Origin of the sequence: Cyanobium gracile PCC 6307, from assembly GCF_000316515.1 — a bacterium.
GTDB classification, from domain to species: domain Bacteria; phylum Cyanobacteriota; class Cyanobacteriia; order PCC-6307; family Cyanobiaceae; genus Cyanobium; species Cyanobium gracile.
This window is the reverse complement of the sequence record NC_019675.1, coordinates 1,664,507-1,680,658: the sequence shown is the minus strand read 5'-3', so window position 1 is coordinate 1,680,658 and position 16,152 is coordinate 1,664,507. Positions and strand designations below refer to the sequence as shown.

Here is a 16,152-nt window from a genome sequence, read left to right as displayed (position 1 = left end):
CAGCCCAGAAAGGTCATGGTCAGGCTCACCAAAGCCAGGCCGGTGAGGCCGGTGGCGGTCAGCAGGCCGATGGATCGGTGCACGGGGATCTCCCTCATGGGCAGAAATCTAGAGCAATCCTTAAGACGCGCAATCGCTCCGTCCTGGCCTGCAGTAATCCGTCATGGAACGCCGCTACCGCCATCGCTGCCGACCTTTAGCGAGCGCATGGAGATGGCCCCAAGGGTCACCTCGGCAGTGAAAAAGCCAAGGGGCTCGCCGGGATCCCGCACCCCCAGCACGTACAGCAGCGGCAGGTAGTGCTCCAGCGACGGCAGGGCCAGGGCCGCGTCGGGGCCCAGGGCGAGGGGGTCGAGCAGGTCCTCCAGGGGGCCGGAGCTGATCCGCTCGGCCAGCAGCTGATCGAAGGCCTCGGCCCAGCCATGGGCCCCTTCCCCCCAGAGGATCCGGCCCAGGTTATGGACGAGGTTGCCGCTGCCCAGCACCAGCACCCCCTCCTGGCGTAGGGGCCGCAGGCGCCGGGCCAGCTTCAGGTGCTCCCGGGGGCTGCGGCGACGGTCGAGGCTGAGCTGCACCACGGGCAGATCGGCCGCCGGCCGCATGGGCCGCAGCACCGACCAGGTGCCATGGTCGAGGCCCCAGGTGTGGTCGAGGGCGATCTCCGGGACCAGGCGCCGGATCCTCTCCGCCAGCGCCAGGGATCCGGGCGCGGGGTAGTCGACGGCGAACAGCTCGGCAGGAAAGCCGCCGAAGTCGTGGATCGTGCGCGGTCGCTCCATCGCCGTGACCTTGGTGCCGTCGGTTTCCCAGTGGGCCGAGACGCAGAGGATCGCCTGCGGGCGCGGCAGGGCGGCGAAGCAGGCGGCCCAGGCGCGGGTGAAGCGGTTGGCTTCGATGGCGTTCATCGGGCTGCCATGTCCGATGAACAGGGCGGGGGTGGGGGCCTGGATCACGGGGGCTGGCCTCGCGGCGTTGGGTCTGCCTTTGCCACCCTGGTCCCTCCTCTGGCAACACCGATGGCGGCTGCCGTCACCATCGCCCTGGCCCTGGAGGGCCAGCTGCGCCTCGATGACCAGCCCGCCCTGCACCGGGCCGTGGCCCTGGCGCGCCAGAGCGGCGCCCGTCTGCTGGTGCTGGCCTGCCGGCCGGAAGGTCAGCGGCTGCGGGGGGGCCACCAGCGGCGGCTGGAGGCCCAGGCTCTCGCCTCACTCCACGCCCGCCTGGCGGCGGCGGGAATCCCCTTGCTGGCCTTTGCGCAGCACACCACGGCGGCCGCCCTCGCCGAGCTCCGCCCCCTGGTGCAGCCCGAGGCGGTGCTGCACGCCCAGGAGAGCCGCCTGTTCGCCACCTGGCCGGTGGCGGCCGAGCGCTTCCCGGGGGTGTTCAGCCCGTTCCGCCGCGGCCTGGAGCGCGACCCGGAACCGCCCCTGCCCCCACCGGATCTCGCCGGCCTGGGGGACGCCTGGGACGAGCTCCCCCGGTCCTGGCTGGTGCCGCCCGCCTCCCCGCCGGCCTCCGCTGGCCCCGATCCCCGCAGCGCCTTCCCCTTTTCCGGCGATGAACCCACGGCCCTGGCCCGGCTGGAGCACTACCTGTTCGGCTCCAGCGGGCTGCGCGATTACAAGCTCACCCGTAATGGGCTGGTGGGCACGGCGTTCTCCGCCAAGTTCTCCCCTTTTCTGGGGGTGGGCTCCCTCTCGGTGCGGCGGATCTGGCAGGAGGTGCTGCGTTATCAGGAGCTCCACGGCGCCGACGAGGGCTCCGAGTGGATGAAACAGGAACTGCTCTGGCGGGAGTTCTTCCTCTGGTCGGAGCAGCGCCACGGCGAGGCCTTCCACGCCCCTGGCGGCCTCCAGAACCGTCCGGCCGCCGCACCGGCCGATCCGCAGGAGGCCAGGGAGCGCTTCGTCCGCTGGACCCGCGGCGACACCGGCCATCCCCTGATCGATGCCCAGCTCAGCGAACTGCTCACCACCGGCTACCTCTCCAACCGCGGCCGCCAGTGGGTGGCCTCCCACTTCGTCAACGAGCTCCAGCTGCCCTGGACCTGGGGGGCCCGCTTCTTCGAGTGGGCCCTGATCGACGCCCACCCGGCTCTGAACACCGGTAACTGGGCCTACCTGGCCGGCGTGGGCTCCGACCCGCGCAGCTTCGGCGGCAGCCCCCGCCGCTTCGATCTGGAACGCCAGGTGCGCCTCTACGACCCCGAGCAGACCCACCGCCGGCTCTGGGCCGCCCCGGTGCCCCTCCCCTTCTGACCCTCACCCTGTGGCCCTGACCCTGATCCTGGGCGACCAGCTCCATCCCGACTGGCTGAGCCCCTCCCCCCTGCAGCTCGCCCCCGGCTCCCGGGTGCTCATGATCGAGGACCTGGCCGTGGCCACCACCTGGCGCTACCACCGCCTGCGGCTGCTGCACACCTTCGTGGCCATGCGCAGCTTCCGCGACGCGCTGCTGGAGCGGGGCGTGGCGGTGTACTACTTCGAGCTGCCCGAGTCGGAGGGGGTGTCGTTCTGGGACCGGGTGGCGTCTGAGCTGAGCGGCGGCGGCGAGCCGCAGGACAGCGAGCTGGAGAGCCGCGAGCTGCAGGTGGCCGAGGTGGCCGACCGCAGCTTCGATCGACGGCTGCAGCGCTTCTGCGCTGATCAGGGCGTGCGGCTCCGCGTGCTGCCCTCACCGGCGTTCCTGGAATCGGTGGCCGAGAGCCGCAGCTGGTTCGAGGGCCGCCGCCGCCCGTTCATGAAGACCTTCTACGAGCGCCAGCGGCGCCGCCTCGGCCTGCTGCTCGAGCCCGATGGCTCCCCGACCGGCGGTCGCTGGAGCTTCGACACCGAAAACCGCCGCAAGCTGCCCAAGGGCTATGGGGAGCCGCCCCTGCCGGTGGTGGCGGCCAGCCCCCACGAGCCGGCGGTGCGGGCCCTGATCGACACCCACTTCGCCGACCACCCCGGCGCGCTGGGGCCCCTGTGGATCCCCTTCGATCAGGCCGGCGCCGAGGCCTGGCTGGAGCGCTTCCTGGCGGAGCGCCTCGACGACTTCGGGCCCTTGGAAGACGCCCTCAGCCAGCACCACGCCACCCTGCACCACTCCCTGCTCTCGCCCCTGCTCAACATCGGCCTGCTCACCCCCGCGGCGGTGATCGCCGCCACCCTGGAGCACGCCCGGCGGCGGGAGGGGAGCGGCCAGCCGGTGCCGATCGCCTCGCTGGAGGGCTTCCTGCGCCAGGTGATCGGCTGGCGCGAATTCGTGCGCGGCATCGACCGGGTGCATGGCGAGCGCCAGGCCGTCGCCAACTTCTGGAACCACCAGCGCCGGCTGGCCCCCTGCTGGGACGACGGCAGCAGCGGCCTGCCGCCACTGGACGCGGCGATCGAGCGGGTGAACCGGCTCGGCTACAACCACCACATCGAGCGGCTGATGGTGGTCAGCAACCTGATGCTGCTGTGCGAGATCCACCCCGGTGAGGTGCACCGCTGGTTCATGGAGCGCTACCTGGATTCCTACGAGTGGGTGATGGGCCCGAACGTCTACGGCATGGGCCAGATGAGCGATGGCGGCCTGTTCGCCACCAAGCCCTACATCGGCGGCTCCAACTACATCCTCAAGATGGGCGACTACAAAATGGGCCCGTGGTGTGAGATCTGGGACGGCCTCTACTGGCGCTTCATCGACCGCCACCGCAGCTTCTTCCAGGCCAATCCCCGCCTTTCGATGATGGTGCGGATGCTGGAGAAGATGGACCCCAAGCGACGCGAGGCCCTGGAAGTGGCCGCCGAGGGGTTCCTGGTGCGGGCCACCATGGTCGGGCCCTGACCCACCCCCTGCCCGTGACCGCCTCCGCCCACGCCGCCACCCGGCCGCCCGCCCCCGCCCTGCTGCTGGAGCGGCTGGCGGCGGTGGCGGGCATGGGCCGCGGCCGGCGGCGACTGGTGCTGCTGCTCAGCCAGCTGGGCGACTTCGACAGCCTCGAGTACGTCCAGGCCCTGGTGCCGGTGCTGCCGCAGCTGGAGGCCGCCGGCATCGCCGTGCTGGCGATCGGCATCGGCGACGCGGCCGGCCGCGAGCGCTTCTGTGCCTTCACCGGCTTCCCGCTCGATCGGCTCCTGGTGGACGCCGAACCCCATCTGCACCGGGACCTGGGGCTCTACGAGGGGCTGAAGCAGGCCGGCGGCCCCTGGCCCAACCTGCTGCTGATGTGCGCCGGCCTCGGCTCCCCCGGCACCCTGGCCGAGGTGCTGCGCGGCTACACCGGCGATCGCAGCGCCCCCCAGCGCATCGCCGACAACGAGACGATCCAGGCGGGGCCCCTGCCGCCGATCCAGGGGTCGTTCTTCGCCCGGGCCGGCGGCCGCGGTTTTCAGCGCCCCTTCGAGCTGGCCACGGTGCGGCTGCGCAACATGGTCGAGGTGCTGGGCCACTGGCGCACCTACGTCCCCCGCGACGACTTCCTCACCCAGCGGGGCGGCACCTTCCTGCTGGAGGCCGACGACACCGTCCTCTACAGCCACCGTGACCCGGGCATCCTCGGCTTCTCGGCCACCATGGCCCGGCCGCTGAGCTTCCTGGAGCCGTACCTGGGTTGAGGTCGCTGGGGCGGAGCCGCTGCGAATCCGGGCCAGCCCGCGCTATAGCCCCTCCAGCAGGGGTCGCAGCGCCTCCGCCGGCCCGCGCTCGGGCTCGAACAGGGGCCCATCGCCTTCGATCGCCTGGCCGCCTGTCAGGACGATCCGGAAGAGGGCATCGCCCAGGGAATCCACCACGATGCAGTGGCGGGCCCGCTCACTGACGATCGGCAGGAAGCCGGCGAGCCACTCCATGGTGGCCCTGATCCGGCGGGCGGCCTGTTCGTTGTCGTCGTCGAGGCCGCCGTAGGCCAGGTGCAGGTACAGGCTGCCCCACGGCTCGCGGCGCTGGTAGTAGAAGGCGTGGTTCTTGAGGCCATGGCCCCAGAAGCCCACGCTGAAGGTGCCGAGGGGAGCCGTGGCCAGGAAGGCATCGCGCGTGCTCTGCAGGAGGTAGAGCGGCTCCGTGCCCCGGGCGGTGCCGAACAGCGTCTGCCCCTGCCAGTGCAGCGGCAGATCGGTGGGCAACAGACTGGGGGGGAAGGGGCCACCGATCCGCTCGGCGTAGAAGGACAGAAGGCTGTCAAGCGTGGGCTCCATCGATGGGTCTGCGGCGGGATCCATCCTCCCCAGCACGCCTGGATCGAAGCCGTATTCCCTGCGAAGAACCAGGGTCGGCCGCAGGCCACTGGCGTCACAAGACCCCCAGCCCGGCTTTTCACCCCTCGGTGACCGATGCCAGAAAGGGCAGATCCAGCGTGTCGATCGTGTCGCTCATCCGGTGGTAGTGCGGCTTGCGCAGGAAGGAGGGGTCGGTGACCATCACGGCGTCGTAGCCCGCATCCCAGAAGGGGCTGTGGTCGCTGAGGCGCATCTCGGGCATCGAGCGGCCGGCATCGGGCACCGGCAGCACGTTGGTGACCACGTGCTTCCCCATCCGGCTGGCGAGGCCAGGCAACATCGTTGCCGCGCCCAGGTTGCGCACCATGGCGATGAAGTCGCCCCGGTCGCCGTCGATCGCCCGCATCGCCGGGTGGGGTTGTTCTGGGTTTCGCCGGTGTAGGCGAGCATCTCCAGGTTCACCATGAGTTTCAGCTTCTGGCCGCAGGCCTGGAGCTCATGGGCCAGGGCGCTGCTGCTGAGCATGCCCCATTCCTCCTGATCGAAGGCCACGATCCACACCGGCCGCCAGCCCGGAGGCGTTGTCGTCGGCGCCGATCGAGTGAAGGGGGCCGTCGTAGTGGGCCGCCACCAGCAGGGGATCGAGCTCCGGGCGCTGGCCGGGGAGCCGCAGGATCAGGTTGGTGCCCGCATCGCTGCCCTCCCGGAAGTGGTGCTCCTGCACCGGCCCCAGGGCGCCGAGCTGTTCGTTCAGGTAGGCGCGCACCGCCATCAGGCCCATGGGATCCCAGCGGGCATGGCGGGGCCGGGCCAGGTGCTGCAGGTGTTCCAGCAGGGGCGCGGGGTCGGGAGAGGGGTGGTCGATGGCGAGGTGGTCGATGGGGCACGAAGCCTAGTCGCTTGACACCTGCACTGCAAGTGTGGATAATTGAGGGATGGTCAAGGTCTTCACTCCAGCTGACGCCCTCTACGGCCTCGAGGAACTCCTCCTCGTCGCTGGCAAGCTGCTGGACGAGGAGATCTCGCCGCGCACGGTGCGTCTCTACGCCACCCAGGGGCTGATCGATCGCCCCGGCAAGGAGGGGCGCAGCGCGGTGTACGGCCACCGGCACCTGCTGCAACTGGTGCTGGTGCGCGCCCTGGCCCGGCGCGGCCTGAGCCTCTCCGCCATTGCTCCCTTCTGCGTTCTGGCCGACGCCGATCTGGAGCAACAGCTGGAGCAGCTCGATGGCGAGGGGGCGGCGGCCACCGCTCCCTCCGCTAACGAGGCCCTTCAGTACCTGCGGGATCTGCCGTCCACGGCCGACGCCATCGGTGCTGCGGCAGAGGGGTCTTCGTCCTTCGCACGCAAAGCTGCCGCGATGGGCTCTGTTCTTGGGATGCTCAACAAACCCCTGTCCTCCCGCTCCCGTTCTGAGCGCACCTCCACCGGATCCCGCTCCAGCGACAACGGCAGCCGCTGGCTGCGTTTCACCCTCGCCCCCGGCATCGAAGTGCACGTCCGCGACTCGGTGTTGCCTCCCCCTGCCGGCCCCCGGCGCCAGCAATGGCTCCAGCACCTCCTGGACCGGCTCAACGCCCTGCTCGACGACGCCGACCGCTGAATCCTTTCCCCCGTCCCACCGCTACCCCCCCCCCACCATGACCCGTCCCACCCTGCGCTTCCGGCCCCTGCGGCCGGCTGTGGCCTCCGATCGCCCGTCGATCCTGGATCTGCTGCTCACGATCACCCCACCGCCGGCGGCCGCCGACACCAGCCGGCGCGCGCGGCCGCCGCTCAACCTGGCCCTGGTGATCGACCGCTCCGGCTCGATGGGCGGCACCAAGCTCAGCTACGCCCGTAAGGCGGCCCGCTTCCTGGCTGGCGAGCTCACCAGCCGCGATCGCCTCGCCATCGTCAGCTTTGACGACGAGGTGAACGTGGTGGTGCCCTCCATGCCCGTGGCCGATCCGCAGCCCTTCATCGCCGCGATCAACACGATCCACAGTGGTGGCTGCACGGCCCTGTTCGATGGCTGGCGGGCGGGAGCCACCCAGGTGGCCGAGCACCTCGACCCCACGGCGATGAACCGGGTGCTGCTGCTCTCCGATGGCCAGGCCAACCATGGCCTCACCGACACCGACCAGATCGCCGCCAAGGTGGCGGGCCTCACCCAGCGCGGCATCAGCACCAGTGCCTTCGGCCTGGGCGACGACTTCGACGAAGACCTGATGGGAGCGATGGCCGCCGCCGGCGACGGCACCCTGGCCCATATCGAAACCCCCAGCCAGCTGGCGGATCTCTACGCCTCCGAGCTCCAGGGGCTGGCGGGCACCTTCGGCCGGCGGGTGAGCCTTGGCCTGCGGGGCAAACACGGCGCCGAGGTGGTCGATCTGCTCAACGACCTCAAGCCCACCGGCGCCGGCAACCACCAGTTGCCCAACCTGCGCGCCGGCCAGGAGCTCAACGTGGGCCTGCAGCTGAAGCTGCCCGCCTGGATCCCCAACCAGGAGATTCTCAGCGTGCGCCTGGCCTGGGAGGCCCCCGGCAGCGGCGACCGCCAGAGCCTGATCGAACACCTGCAGTTGCCCGTGATGGCCCATGGGGAGCTCGATCAACTGGATGGCGATGAGGCGGTGGCGGAACAATTGGCCCTCTTCAAAGCCAACCGGGAACGCAAACGCGTTATCGCCGAACTCGATCGCGGCGATGTCATCAGCGCCAGCGTCAGCCTGGGCAAGCTGTTCGGCGACCTGTCGGCGATGCCCGTCACCCCGAGGCTCACCCGGGAACTCGATCTGCTCAGCGAGAAGCTGGCTTTGCTCAAGAGCGATCCGAAGCGCAGCCGCAAGAATCTGCGCCGGGAGTCACAGCGCTCCAGCCTCAATGTGTGGGAGAGCGACGATGGGTCCAGGGATTGATCAGATCAAGGCCCAGGTCGGTGAAGTCGCTCACGTTGCGGGTGGCCAGTTGGGCGCCCTGGGCCAGGGCGGTGGCGGCGATCACCGCATCGGCCGTGGCGATCGGCCGACCGAGTTGCTCCCGCCGCACCAGCAGCTCGCCATACCAATGGGCGGCCTCCCGGTGGAAGGCCCACACGCGATCGCCCAGCAGGGCCGTCACCAACGCCTGCCAGCTATCCAGCAGGGCCTGTTTGCGGCGACCCTCCGGCAGCCGGATAAGGCCGTGCAGGATCTCTGCTTCATTCATCGCCGTGATGCCCACCTCCGCGGGAACGAGACCATCCGCCCAGGCCAGCACCGCCGGCTCCGGCTGGGGCCGCATCAGCTCGGCGATCACATTGGTGTCCAGAACGATCACGTTGGCTCCTCGGTGAACACGGCGGCCGCCGCCATGGAAACCCGCGCGGGCAGATGCAGTTCCACGCCACCGAGGTCGGCGAAGTGGGCGTGGATGCGACTCCCCAGACCTGGGCTGTCAGAGCCAGCGGATTGCGGGAGCACGGCTTCGCGCAGGATCCTGCGGGCTTCCTCCTCCATCGAGTGACCGTGGCGGGCGGCCTGCAGTCGCAGCTGGGCCTTGGTGGCGTCGTCGAGGTTGCGGATCGTGAGGGTGGCCATAACGACGTCCGCGCAGGCAATGCTGTCAGTGCTTGCAACGCTAGCTCTGGCGGTCAGGTTTGAGCGGTGGGCCCTGGCACACCCTGAACACGCCCCGCTCAGCGCAGCAGGAACACCGCCAGCAGGCCCCAGACCAGGCCGAGCACATGCATGGCAAGGGGGACGGGCTCGTGCGGCGGGTAGGACGCCAGCAGGCGCGTGCGGCACAGCTGCTGCTGGGCCAGGAACAGGGCGCAGCCCAGGGCAAGGAGGTAGACCAGCAGCACCCCGAGGTGTTCGAGGCTTTCCGCGATGGCGCCGGGCCCCGGCCCGATCAGGTGCTGGGCGAGGTGGAAGATCTGGCTGGGCAGCTCGGCGCTGAGCATGAACACGAAGAACAGGGCCACCCCTTGGCGCCCCAGGCGGGCGATCTGCGCGGCAGACGGGTGCGCCATCGTTTCGGACCAGGGGCCAGGAGAAGTCTGAGCCTCGATCAGGCAGGAGCCGCCCAATCCACCAGGACCAGGCCCTCGATGCGGGCGAATTCGCGCACGTTGTGGCTCACCAGGGTGGCGCCGAGGGCCAGGGCATGGGCCGCAATCCAGAGATCGTTGCCGCCGATGGGGGTGGCCTGGCGCTTGAGGGCGGAGGCTTGCGCGGCGTAGTGGCGGCAGATGGCGGGGCCATCGAGCTGCTGGAGGGTGGCCTCGCGGCGCTGGCTGCCCTCGGCTCCGCGCAGCAGCTCGGCCCAGGTGATGAACGACATCGCCAGGCTGTCGACATCGGCGAGCTGATCGATGCGCCCAGCCACCTGGGGCGGCCGGTTCTTGATCAGGGGAAAAAGGATATTGGTGTCGAGCAGGTAGATCACAGGCTCTCCCGCTCCTGCATCGGGATCGGACTGGCCTGCTGCGCCTCCAGGCTGGCCAAGAAGCTGGGCTCGAAGCCGGCCAGGGTGTCCAGCAGGGCCTGGCCCCGCTGGGCCGGGCAGGGGTGAATGATCAGATCGCCGTTGGGGCTGCGGGTGATCTGCACCCGGTCGGTGGCGAGGCGGAACTCGGCGGGGATGCGCACGGCCTGGCTGTTGCCGTTCATGAACACCCGGCTGGGAAGCACGTCCATGGCCTTCTGCCTTGTGGGTACGAAAACGTAGGTACAGACCAGTCGAAAACCCTTGGCCGTCCTGCTTTGCCGTGCATCGACGTAACCCGCAGGGTGGCTGCAGCGCTCAGAGCTTGGGTCCCAGCAGCTCAGCCAGATAGCTGGAGAGGCGGAAGCCAGCCGGATGGGCATAGACGATGTCGGCAATCTTCCAGCTGCCGGCAGGGCCGCGCACCAGCTGATAGTGCAGCTGCTGCGGCGCTTCCGAGGGGCGGTTGCGCAGGCCCGCCTGCACGGCCACTCGGGCCTCCAGCCCGCCGCCGGGTAGGGCGGTGCAGCCCAGCACCTTGGCGCCGAAGGTCGACACCTGGGTGCCGCTGAACAGATCGAAGTCGACAAATCGGCCGCTGGCTGGATTGAGTCCGTAGGCGCGCCGCAGCTTCTGGTACAGCCCAGGGGTGAAGCGGCTTTGCTGGCTCTTGATCTCGATCGGACCGGAACGTTCCTGCCGCGCCACCTGCCAGCGGTAGAGGCCATCCAGCTGGACCTGTACCGGAGCCGGGCAGGGGGTGAGCGCCACGGCCGCCAACACCGGCATCAGCTGGGGCAGGGGCATCACGGCAGGCCGGCGTTGCCTGGAATCCTGGCAGCGGGTCGGGGGCGCACTGCCATGCCTGCAACCCTCCACCACGCAGGCCTTGACGCGAGGATGGCCCTCCCTGTCCCCTCCCGGATCCGCCATGCCTGCCCTGGCCCTGCCGCCCACCACGGCCTATCCCAGCGATCCAAAGGCCCTGGAGCGGGACCGCCTCGATGCGCTCTACCTGGAGCTGCGCGGCAACTACAAGAGCCTGATGATCAGCCGCGGCATCCACCGCGGCCGGGCCGAACGCCAGGGGGAGCAGCTACGCGAGCTGAGCCTCAGGCTGCGGGCCCTGGCGACGCGGGAGGCGAGCGTGAAGGCGGAGGCCTACGCGATGCTCGAGATCGTCACCGATGTGGTGGAGCATCTGGAGGATGCGGGCGATGAGGTGAGCGTCGCCTTCGGCGAGTATCAGCTGGGGCGGCGGGCGTACAGCGGTGGCGGCGGCATCGCCCGGCTGGTCCAGGCGGTGATCCGCTTCCTGAACCGCTGGCGGCTCGGCAAAGAGCGCTTCGAAGAGCTGTCGGCCCGGCAGCAGGCCCTGCGGGGCGCCCTTGAGACCAACGCTGAGCCGGTCGATGGGCAGGATCGCTGAGGCGCTGCGCAGCAATCTGCGCGAGCTGGCCCAGGCCGATGCCCGGCTGCTGCGGGAGCTGGATGGGGCGCTGCCAACCGATGGGCTGGAGGAGCTCACCATCAAGCAGCTCAAGGAGCGTTGCCGTCAGCGGGGGCTCAAGGGCATCAGCAGCCTTCGCAAGGCTGAGCTGATCCTCCGGCTGCGGGATGGGCCTTCGGCACCGGCCTCCCTGCCGGAAAGCAAGCCGACGGGGCTGGAGGCACGCCTGGACCGGATGGAGGCCTTGCTGCTGCGCATCGCCGCCCACCTGGGGGTGGAGTGACGCACCATCGGAGGTGAGCCGCCTCATTCGAGGCAAATGATTCCGAACTGCCGCGACTGAGGCACGGTGGAACGGCAAAGGAGGAAGCGGGTGGCCTTTCAGGCCAGGCCCAGTGAGACCACCAGCGCCATCAATGACACCGTCCTGCTGCGCAAGGTGCTGCAGCGCGCCGGTGAGGAGCTGGGCCTGGCGGCCCAGGAAATGGCCCAGGCGATCGGCAGGAGCAGAACGTTCCTGATGCGGCACTGGCTGGAGAGCGCCAACCGCCACACTGGCTGGAACCCCTGCAGCAACTGCAACATCCGGAGCAGCTGGGGAACTGGCGGAGTCTCTCGATGCGATGCGCGGGCGGCCGTGAGCCCGGCGCCACAGGTTGATCTCACGGCCATCACCCGGCTGGACGGGGTGGTGATGCGGCTGGTGGAGCAGCAGGGTGCCCAGACCACGGGGCAGCGGATGCGCGAAGCCGGGATCGAAGCGTTCGACGACCACTCGGCCCGCAGCGACGACGCGGTGATGCTGTTCGGCGCGATCAGCTGCTGCGTGTTTCCGAGCACCCCCTTGGATCAGGTGGATGTGTAAGTGGAAAGCCATGCCGAAGCCGTGGCCTTCCGATGTATGGATGACAACAGCGAATGGCACTTCCAGCGGGCGCAATTTGAGGTGAATGGCGACTTGCCGGAACCTTGTATCTAAACCCCCTGGCCATGATCTGCCCTCAGCCCTGCCGCCCCATGCCCTTCCGCTTCCGCCGCAGCGCCCGCGTCGGCCCCCTGCGCTTCAATTTCACAAGCAGCGGCCTCAGCTCCATCTCGGTGGGCGGCCGCGGGGCGTCGTTCAACATCCCGGTGGCCCGCGCCGGTGGCGCCCGCACCACCGTGGGGCTGCCGGGCTCCGGCCTGAGCTGGAGCGTGGAGCACACCCCCGCCGCAGGCCTGCCCAACAGCCGCCGCCTGCGGCCCGGGCAGCTGGACGCCTTCCAGCAGGAATGCCTGGGCCTGCTGCGGGAGCAGCTGTTCGCGGCCGGCTCCCAGGGCCGGCAGCTCTGGGAACACAACCTGATCACCCGCATGCTGGCCGTGATCGAAACGCCGGAAGCGCTGCAGGCCTACCTGCTCCGGGCCCGCAGCCAGGACGACGTCAAGCGCCGGGCCCATCGCTGCGTGGAGGCGGTGCAGGAGGCGGCGCGGCTGGCGAAGGGCCGGGGCTGGCTCAGGGCGTAGGCCGCCACGGTGCTCCTCCAGGCGTGTGATCCTGCTGTTGCGTCGCTTGCGGGGGCATGTACAGGGACTTATGGCTCAGCCATAATTATTGCCCTGACATAAACTCCCCTAGTCTTGGTCGCTGTCTTCCGCCGCCCCCGGCTGGCCGCTGAGCTGGCCGACCGTCTGCTCCATCCCGGCGTCCTCGACGAGGGCCTGCGGTCGGGGCTGTTCCTGTCGGGGCTGCGTCGGACGGGCAAAACCACCTTCCTGCTGACGGATCTGGTGCCGGAACTGGAGGCCCAGGGGGCGGTGGTGATCTACGTCGACCTCTGGAGCGACATCAAGGTCAGCCCGGCGACGCTGGTCTATGCCGCCGTCCGTCGCCTGCTGACCGACCTGGTGACGCCGGCTTCAACGCCCCTGGCCCGGTTGCGCCGGCTCAGGGGACTGGATCTCGGTGGGATGGGTTTTCGTTTCGGGTTCCAGTTGGAGCAGCTGGGGGAAATCGGTGGAGCGACCCTGGCTCAGGCCCTCACGGAGGTGGTCGATCAGGCCAGGGGCGATGTGGTGCTGATCGTGGATGAGGTGCAGCAGGCCATCACCACCGAGGAGGGCCATCAACTTTTGCTGGCCCTCAAGGCCGCCCGCGACGCCATCAACCCCAGACCCGCCACGCCGGGGCACTTCCTGTTTCTCGGCACCGGCTCCCACCGGGCCCTGGTGGGTGAACTGACGGCCCGGCGCAACCAGGCCTTCACCGGGGCCACGTCGCTGCCCTACCCCGTGCTGGATCTGGAGTACGTGCGCCATGTGCTGCAGCGTCTCGCCCAGGAGGATGGGGCGCCGCTGCCGTCGGAGCCGGTGGCCTGGGAGGCGTTCCAGACCCTGGGCCATCGACCTGAGGAGTTTCTGCGGGCCCTGGCTCAACTCAAGTTCAGCAGCCGCAGTGGCTTGGGGCTGGAGCCGGATCAGCTGCTGCCCGTGATTGCCGCCACCCTGCGCGGCACCGCCGCTGACCTGGAGCTCCAGAAGGTGGAACAACTGGGCGGGCTGGCCATGGCGATCTTCGAGCGGGTAGCCCGGGAGGAGGGCCCTGCCAAGGGCCTGTTCTCAGCGGAGGCCGCGTCGGCCTATGCCGCTGTGGTCGGCCGGGAGGTACGGGTGGAGGAGATTCAGCCGGTGGTCAACGAACTTCTCGCCGACAACCTGCTGATGCGGCTGGGCCACGGCCTGTACGGTGTCGCCGATCCGCTGGTGCAGGAGATCTGGCGCGAACGGCGGGGCTGATGGCAGGACATGCACGTCCGGCATCGCTGAGTCGCGAGGTTGCTCCCCCTGGCACCCAGAACTCACCCCTCCAGCACCTCCCTCAGAAACCCATCACCCCACGCGACCGCCGTCGCCCAGTTCTCCGCCTCGCTCAGCCCCGAACTCTGGGTGGGCTTGAAGCTGTGGTCCCCACTGGGGATCCAGCCCACCTGCACTGCCGGCGATAGGTCGTAGGTCTCCACCTCCTCCCGCCGCCCGAACGCGTCCCGCTCCCCCTGCAGGATCAGGGTGGGCGTGCCTAGGGCGGCCAGGTGCTCGGTGCGCAGCTGCAGCGGCTTGCCGGGCGGATGGAAGGGATAGCCCAGACACAGGCAGCCGCGCACCGCATCGCTGGGGGCCAGTTCATCCACCAGCAGGCTGGCTACTCGCCCGCCCATCGACTTGCCGCCGATGAACAGCGGCCGCTGCGGGCTCTCGCCCGTCTCCAGCCGCACCTGCTGGCGGAACGCCTCCTGCAGCACCGGCATCCGCTCGGGCCCCTGGCGGCGGCCCGTCTCGCGCATCCGGGCCATGTAGCCGAACTCGAAGCGCACCACCCGCCAGCCCGCCGCGGCCAGTCCGCCGGCGATCGCCGCCATGAACGGACTGTCCATCGGTGCCCCGGCCCCATGGGCCAGCAGCACGGTGGCCGGCGCGCCGTCAGGGCCGTCAATCAGGCGGGGTGCGGAACTGGTGCCCATACAGTCAGACCATGACACGCCTGATCGGCCACCCGCTGCGTCACGCCGCACGGCTTGGGGCCATGGGAGCCATCCTGCTGCTGGCGGCCGGATCGGCATGGGCCGATGGTCGCGGATCCAGCCCGGTGCTCCGCCTCGACGGGATCGGCCCGTTGCGTCTCGGCATGAGCCGAGCCGAAGCCGTCGCGACCGGCTGGCTCTCCGATCCGGGCCCCGGTTGTGAGCTCGGCGGGCCGCCGTTGCCTGTCGTCTACAAGCTCAAAGGGCCCAAGGCGCCGGCAGGAATCGTCGGCACGGTCGAATTCGACCGGGGCACGTTGCGGGTCCTGGCCTTCTCGGCCGGCGTGCGGACGTCGTTCGGCGTCGCCATTCCCGGCGGCACCGTGGGCGATCTGCTCAAGAGCGCCCGCACCGCCGGCCTCTCCGCCACCTCGGTCTACGACGAGACCTTTGCCGGGCGGTTCGTCACGGTGACCCGGGGCGGCCAGCAGGTGCTCGGTGCGTTTGCCGAACAGAGCGCGATCACCACGATCGCGGTGCCCTACGTGCCCGTCTGCGAATAGGGGCGCACCAGACGGTTCAGACGCAGCTCGCTCACCGAGGCGATGGCGTCGAAGTCGGCATCGAAGCTGATCAGGACGGCGTCGTGGTGCAGGGCGACCGCGGCCACCAGCAGATCAAGGCTGAGCACGGTGCGGCCGATCTGGCGGCAGGCCTGGCCCAGAGCGATCGCCTGCTGCCACAGATCCGCTGGCGTGGGGAGTGAGGGCAGGGTGGCGAACTGCGCCTCCAGCAGCCGGGCCTCTTCCGGCCGGGCGGAGCGCAACAGCTCAAAGCGCACCGGCTCGGCCAGATGGGCCTGGGGGTCCAGAACGAAGGGGGCGATGAACTGCTTCAGATGGCTCGGACTGCGGGTTCGGGTGAAGTCGATCCACAGGCTGGTGTCGAGCAGCAGCGTCATGGATCGATCGCCTGCGCCTGTTGGCGATCGCGCTCCTGGTCGGACTCGAAGCTCTCCAGCTCCACACCCCATTCGCCGCTGAGGAAGCGCTGAGCCACCTGGGCGCGGCGCCGCTGCTGCAGGGCCTCCTCCATCAGGCGGCGGATGGCGGGACCCTTCTTGCGTTCTCCCGTGAGAGCCAGGATTTCGCCCATCTCTTTGTCTGAAAGCTCGACGGTGACTTTCATACTTTCAACGCCCCCGCGTCAGACTCTCCGTCAGCATGGCAGGCCTGGGGATCCATGCGTGCATGGGACCGCCCAGGCCCCCCCGGCACCAGAATCCGAGAGCCTGCCTTCCAGCCATGGGCGCGATCCTGCTCACCGTTCTGACCGTGCTGATGGGCTACGGCCTGGGCAAGGGCGTGCCCCGCCTGGTGCAGGGCTCGGGCCGCCTGGCGCGCCGCTCCCGCTTCAGCCAGCTGGCCTTCGGCTGCCTGCTGCTGCTGCCCTGGCTGGTGGGCATCGTCCTGGTGGTTCAGATCCCCCTGAACCCCGCTCTGCTGCTGCCGGCGATCGGCTACGCGACCGGCATGGCCTGGGGGCGACGCAAGGTGGGGCTCTAGCCCGGCC

Annotated in this window: 24 protein-coding genes and 1 pseudogene; 12 read left to right on the top strand and 13 right to left on the bottom strand. The window is 69.8% G+C overall.

Annotation, left to right across the window (positions count from 1 at the left end; all coding sequences use genetic code 11):
- Positions 1-161: 161 nt before the first annotated feature.
- Positions 162-953, bottom strand: coding sequence for a 4,5-DOPA-extradiol-dioxygenase (gene ygiD / locus CYAGR_RS08115; protein ID WP_015109317.1), 792 nt, complete (start codon positions 951-953; stop codon positions 162-164).
- 63 nt (positions 954-1,016) lie between these two features.
- Between ygiD and CYAGR_RS08110 the strand changes: the two genes are divergently transcribed.
- The 3 genes from CYAGR_RS08110 (at position 1,017) to CYAGR_RS08100 (ending at position 4,583) form a co-directional block, all read left to right on the top strand.
- A complete protein-coding gene (locus CYAGR_RS08110) occupies positions 1,017-2,258 on the top strand; it encodes an FAD-binding domain-containing protein (RefSeq protein ID WP_015109316.1) in 1,242 nt (413 codons plus the stop codon).
- A gap of 10 nt (positions 2,259-2,268) precedes the next feature.
- On the top strand, positions 2,269-3,813 hold the full coding sequence (locus tag CYAGR_RS08105) for a cryptochrome/photolyase family protein (protein ID WP_015109315.1): 1,545 nt from the start codon (positions 2,269-2,271) through the stop codon (positions 3,811-3,813).
- Positions 3,814-3,905: 92 nt separating this feature from the next.
- The gene (locus CYAGR_RS08100) at positions 3,906-4,583 is read left to right on the top strand and encodes a peroxiredoxin-like family protein (RefSeq protein WP_043326850.1); all 678 of its coding nucleotides are present in this window, start codon (positions 3,906-3,908) and stop codon (positions 4,581-4,583) included.
- Positions 4,584-4,625: 42 nt separating this feature from the next.
- Here the strand turns inward: CYAGR_RS08100 and CYAGR_RS08095 are convergent, their stop codons facing one another.
- From CYAGR_RS08095 to CYAGR_RS17760, 3 genes and pseudogenes are all read right to left on the bottom strand, one after another.
- On the bottom strand, positions 4,626-5,162 hold the full coding sequence (locus CYAGR_RS08095; protein WP_015109313.1) for a hypothetical protein: 537 nt from the start codon (positions 5,160-5,162) through the stop codon (positions 4,626-4,628).
- Positions 5,163-5,280: 118 nt separating this feature from the next.
- Positions 5,281-5,589, bottom strand: a complete 309-nt coding sequence (locus tag CYAGR_RS19100; protein WP_051017084.1) for a M28 family peptidase — start codon at positions 5,587-5,589, stop codon at positions 5,281-5,283.
- A 74-nt stretch (positions 5,590-5,663) separates the two neighbouring features.
- Positions 5,664-5,955: pseudogene (locus tag CYAGR_RS17760) on the bottom strand (M28 family peptidase); the annotation flags it as partial.
- Between the two features lie 163 nt (positions 5,956-6,118).
- On the opposite strand from CYAGR_RS17760, the gene CYAGR_RS16465 reads away from it, so the two are divergent.
- Together CYAGR_RS16465 and CYAGR_RS08080 are read left to right on the top strand one after the other, a co-directional pair.
- Complete coding sequence (locus CYAGR_RS16465) at positions 6,119-6,787, top strand: MerR family transcriptional regulator (protein ID WP_015109312.1); 669 nt, start codon at positions 6,119-6,121, stop codon at positions 6,785-6,787.
- 37 nt (positions 6,788-6,824) lie between these two features.
- Positions 6,825-8,084 (top strand): vWA domain-containing protein, encoded by a 1,260-nt coding sequence (locus tag CYAGR_RS08080; RefSeq protein WP_015109311.1) that lies wholly within the window; start codon positions 6,825-6,827, stop codon positions 8,082-8,084.
- On the opposite strand, the gene CYAGR_RS08075 is transcribed toward CYAGR_RS08080, so the two are convergent.
- The 6 genes from CYAGR_RS08075 to CYAGR_RS08050 all read right to left on the bottom strand — a co-directional run bounded on the left by CYAGR_RS08075 (position 8,047) and on the right by CYAGR_RS08050 (position 10,440).
- Complete coding sequence (locus CYAGR_RS08075; RefSeq protein WP_015109310.1) at positions 8,047-8,484, bottom strand: type II toxin-antitoxin system VapC family toxin; 438 nt, start codon at positions 8,482-8,484, stop codon at positions 8,047-8,049. The two genes, CYAGR_RS08080 and CYAGR_RS08075, sit on opposite strands and share 38 nt — an antisense overlap.
- Complete coding sequence (locus tag CYAGR_RS08070) at positions 8,481-8,744, bottom strand: FitA-like ribbon-helix-helix domain-containing protein (RefSeq protein ID WP_015109309.1); 264 nt, start codon at positions 8,742-8,744, stop codon at positions 8,481-8,483. Before CYAGR_RS08070 ends, CYAGR_RS08075 begins: the two co-directional genes overlap by 4 nt.
- 98 nt (positions 8,745-8,842) lie before the next feature.
- A complete protein-coding gene (locus tag CYAGR_RS08065; protein WP_015109308.1) occupies positions 8,843-9,178 on the bottom strand; it encodes a hypothetical protein in 336 nt (111 codons plus the stop codon).
- A gap of 38 nt (positions 9,179-9,216) precedes the next feature.
- Positions 9,217-9,594, bottom strand: coding sequence for a PIN domain-containing protein (locus CYAGR_RS08060; protein WP_015109307.1), 378 nt, complete (start codon positions 9,592-9,594; stop codon positions 9,217-9,219).
- Entirely contained in the window at positions 9,591-9,845 is a 255-nt protein-coding gene (locus CYAGR_RS08055; RefSeq protein WP_015109306.1) for an antitoxin, read from the bottom strand. The genes CYAGR_RS08060 and CYAGR_RS08055 overlap by 4 nt, the downstream gene beginning before the upstream one ends.
- A gap of 106 nt (positions 9,846-9,951) precedes the next feature.
- A complete protein-coding gene (locus tag CYAGR_RS08050) occupies positions 9,952-10,440 on the bottom strand; it encodes a hypothetical protein (protein ID WP_015109305.1) in 489 nt (162 codons plus the stop codon).
- Between the two features lie 124 nt (positions 10,441-10,564).
- On the opposite strand from CYAGR_RS08050, the gene CYAGR_RS08045 reads away from it, so the two are divergent.
- The 5 genes from CYAGR_RS08045 (at position 10,565) to CYAGR_RS08025 (ending at position 13,858) form a co-directional block, all read left to right on the top strand.
- Positions 10,565-11,062, top strand: coding sequence for a hypothetical protein (locus CYAGR_RS08045; RefSeq protein WP_015109304.1), 498 nt, complete (start codon positions 10,565-10,567; stop codon positions 11,060-11,062).
- Positions 11,046-11,366 carry an SAP domain-containing protein gene (locus tag CYAGR_RS16460; RefSeq protein WP_015109303.1) on the top strand — a complete coding sequence of 107 codons (321 nt, stop codon included), beginning with the start codon at positions 11,046-11,048 and terminating at the stop codon, positions 11,364-11,366. The genes CYAGR_RS08045 and CYAGR_RS16460 overlap by 17 nt, the downstream gene beginning before the upstream one ends.
- 90 nt (positions 11,367-11,456) lie before the next feature.
- Positions 11,457-11,948 carry a hypothetical protein gene (locus CYAGR_RS08035; protein ID WP_043325580.1) on the top strand — a complete coding sequence of 164 codons (492 nt, stop codon included), beginning with the start codon at positions 11,457-11,459 and terminating at the stop codon, positions 11,946-11,948.
- A gap of 152 nt (positions 11,949-12,100) precedes the next feature.
- On the top strand, positions 12,101-12,589 hold the full coding sequence (locus CYAGR_RS08030) for a DUF4236 domain-containing protein (RefSeq protein ID WP_015109301.1): 489 nt from the start codon (positions 12,101-12,103) through the stop codon (positions 12,587-12,589).
- Positions 12,590-12,703: 114 nt separating this feature from the next.
- Entirely contained in the window at positions 12,704-13,858 is a 1,155-nt protein-coding gene (locus CYAGR_RS08025) for an AAA family ATPase (RefSeq protein ID WP_015109300.1), read from the top strand.
- 62 nt (positions 13,859-13,920) lie between these two features.
- Here CYAGR_RS08025 and CYAGR_RS08020 read toward each other — a convergent pair whose 3' ends face one another.
- Positions 13,921-14,580 carry an alpha/beta family hydrolase gene (locus CYAGR_RS08020; protein ID WP_015109299.1) on the bottom strand — a complete coding sequence of 220 codons (660 nt, stop codon included), beginning with the start codon at positions 14,578-14,580 and terminating at the stop codon, positions 13,921-13,923.
- An 11-nt stretch (positions 14,581-14,591) separates the two neighbouring features.
- Here CYAGR_RS08020 and CYAGR_RS08015 point away from each other — a divergent pair, with 11 nt between their 5' ends.
- Complete coding sequence (locus CYAGR_RS08015; protein WP_156818422.1) at positions 14,592-15,143, top strand: hypothetical protein; 552 nt, start codon at positions 14,592-14,594, stop codon at positions 15,141-15,143.
- Here CYAGR_RS08015 and CYAGR_RS08010 read toward each other — a convergent pair.
- Both CYAGR_RS08010 and CYAGR_RS08005 read right to left on the bottom strand, forming a co-directional pair.
- On the bottom strand, positions 15,122-15,541 hold the full coding sequence (locus CYAGR_RS08010; RefSeq protein WP_015109297.1) for a PIN domain nuclease: 420 nt from the start codon (positions 15,539-15,541) through the stop codon (positions 15,122-15,124). The two genes, CYAGR_RS08015 and CYAGR_RS08010, sit on opposite strands and share 22 nt — an antisense overlap.
- Positions 15,538-15,735: a hypothetical protein gene (locus CYAGR_RS08005; RefSeq protein ID WP_156818421.1), complete on the bottom strand. Its 198-nt coding sequence runs from the start codon at positions 15,733-15,735 to the stop codon at positions 15,538-15,540. The genes CYAGR_RS08010 and CYAGR_RS08005 overlap by 4 nt, the downstream gene beginning before the upstream one ends.
- Positions 15,736-15,884: 149 nt before the next feature.
- Here CYAGR_RS08005 and CYAGR_RS08000 point away from each other — a divergent pair, with 149 nt between their 5' ends.
- On the top strand, positions 15,885-16,145 hold the full coding sequence (locus CYAGR_RS08000) for a hypothetical protein (RefSeq protein WP_015109295.1): 261 nt from the start codon (positions 15,885-15,887) through the stop codon (positions 16,143-16,145).
- Positions 16,146-16,152: the final 7 nt, after the last annotated feature.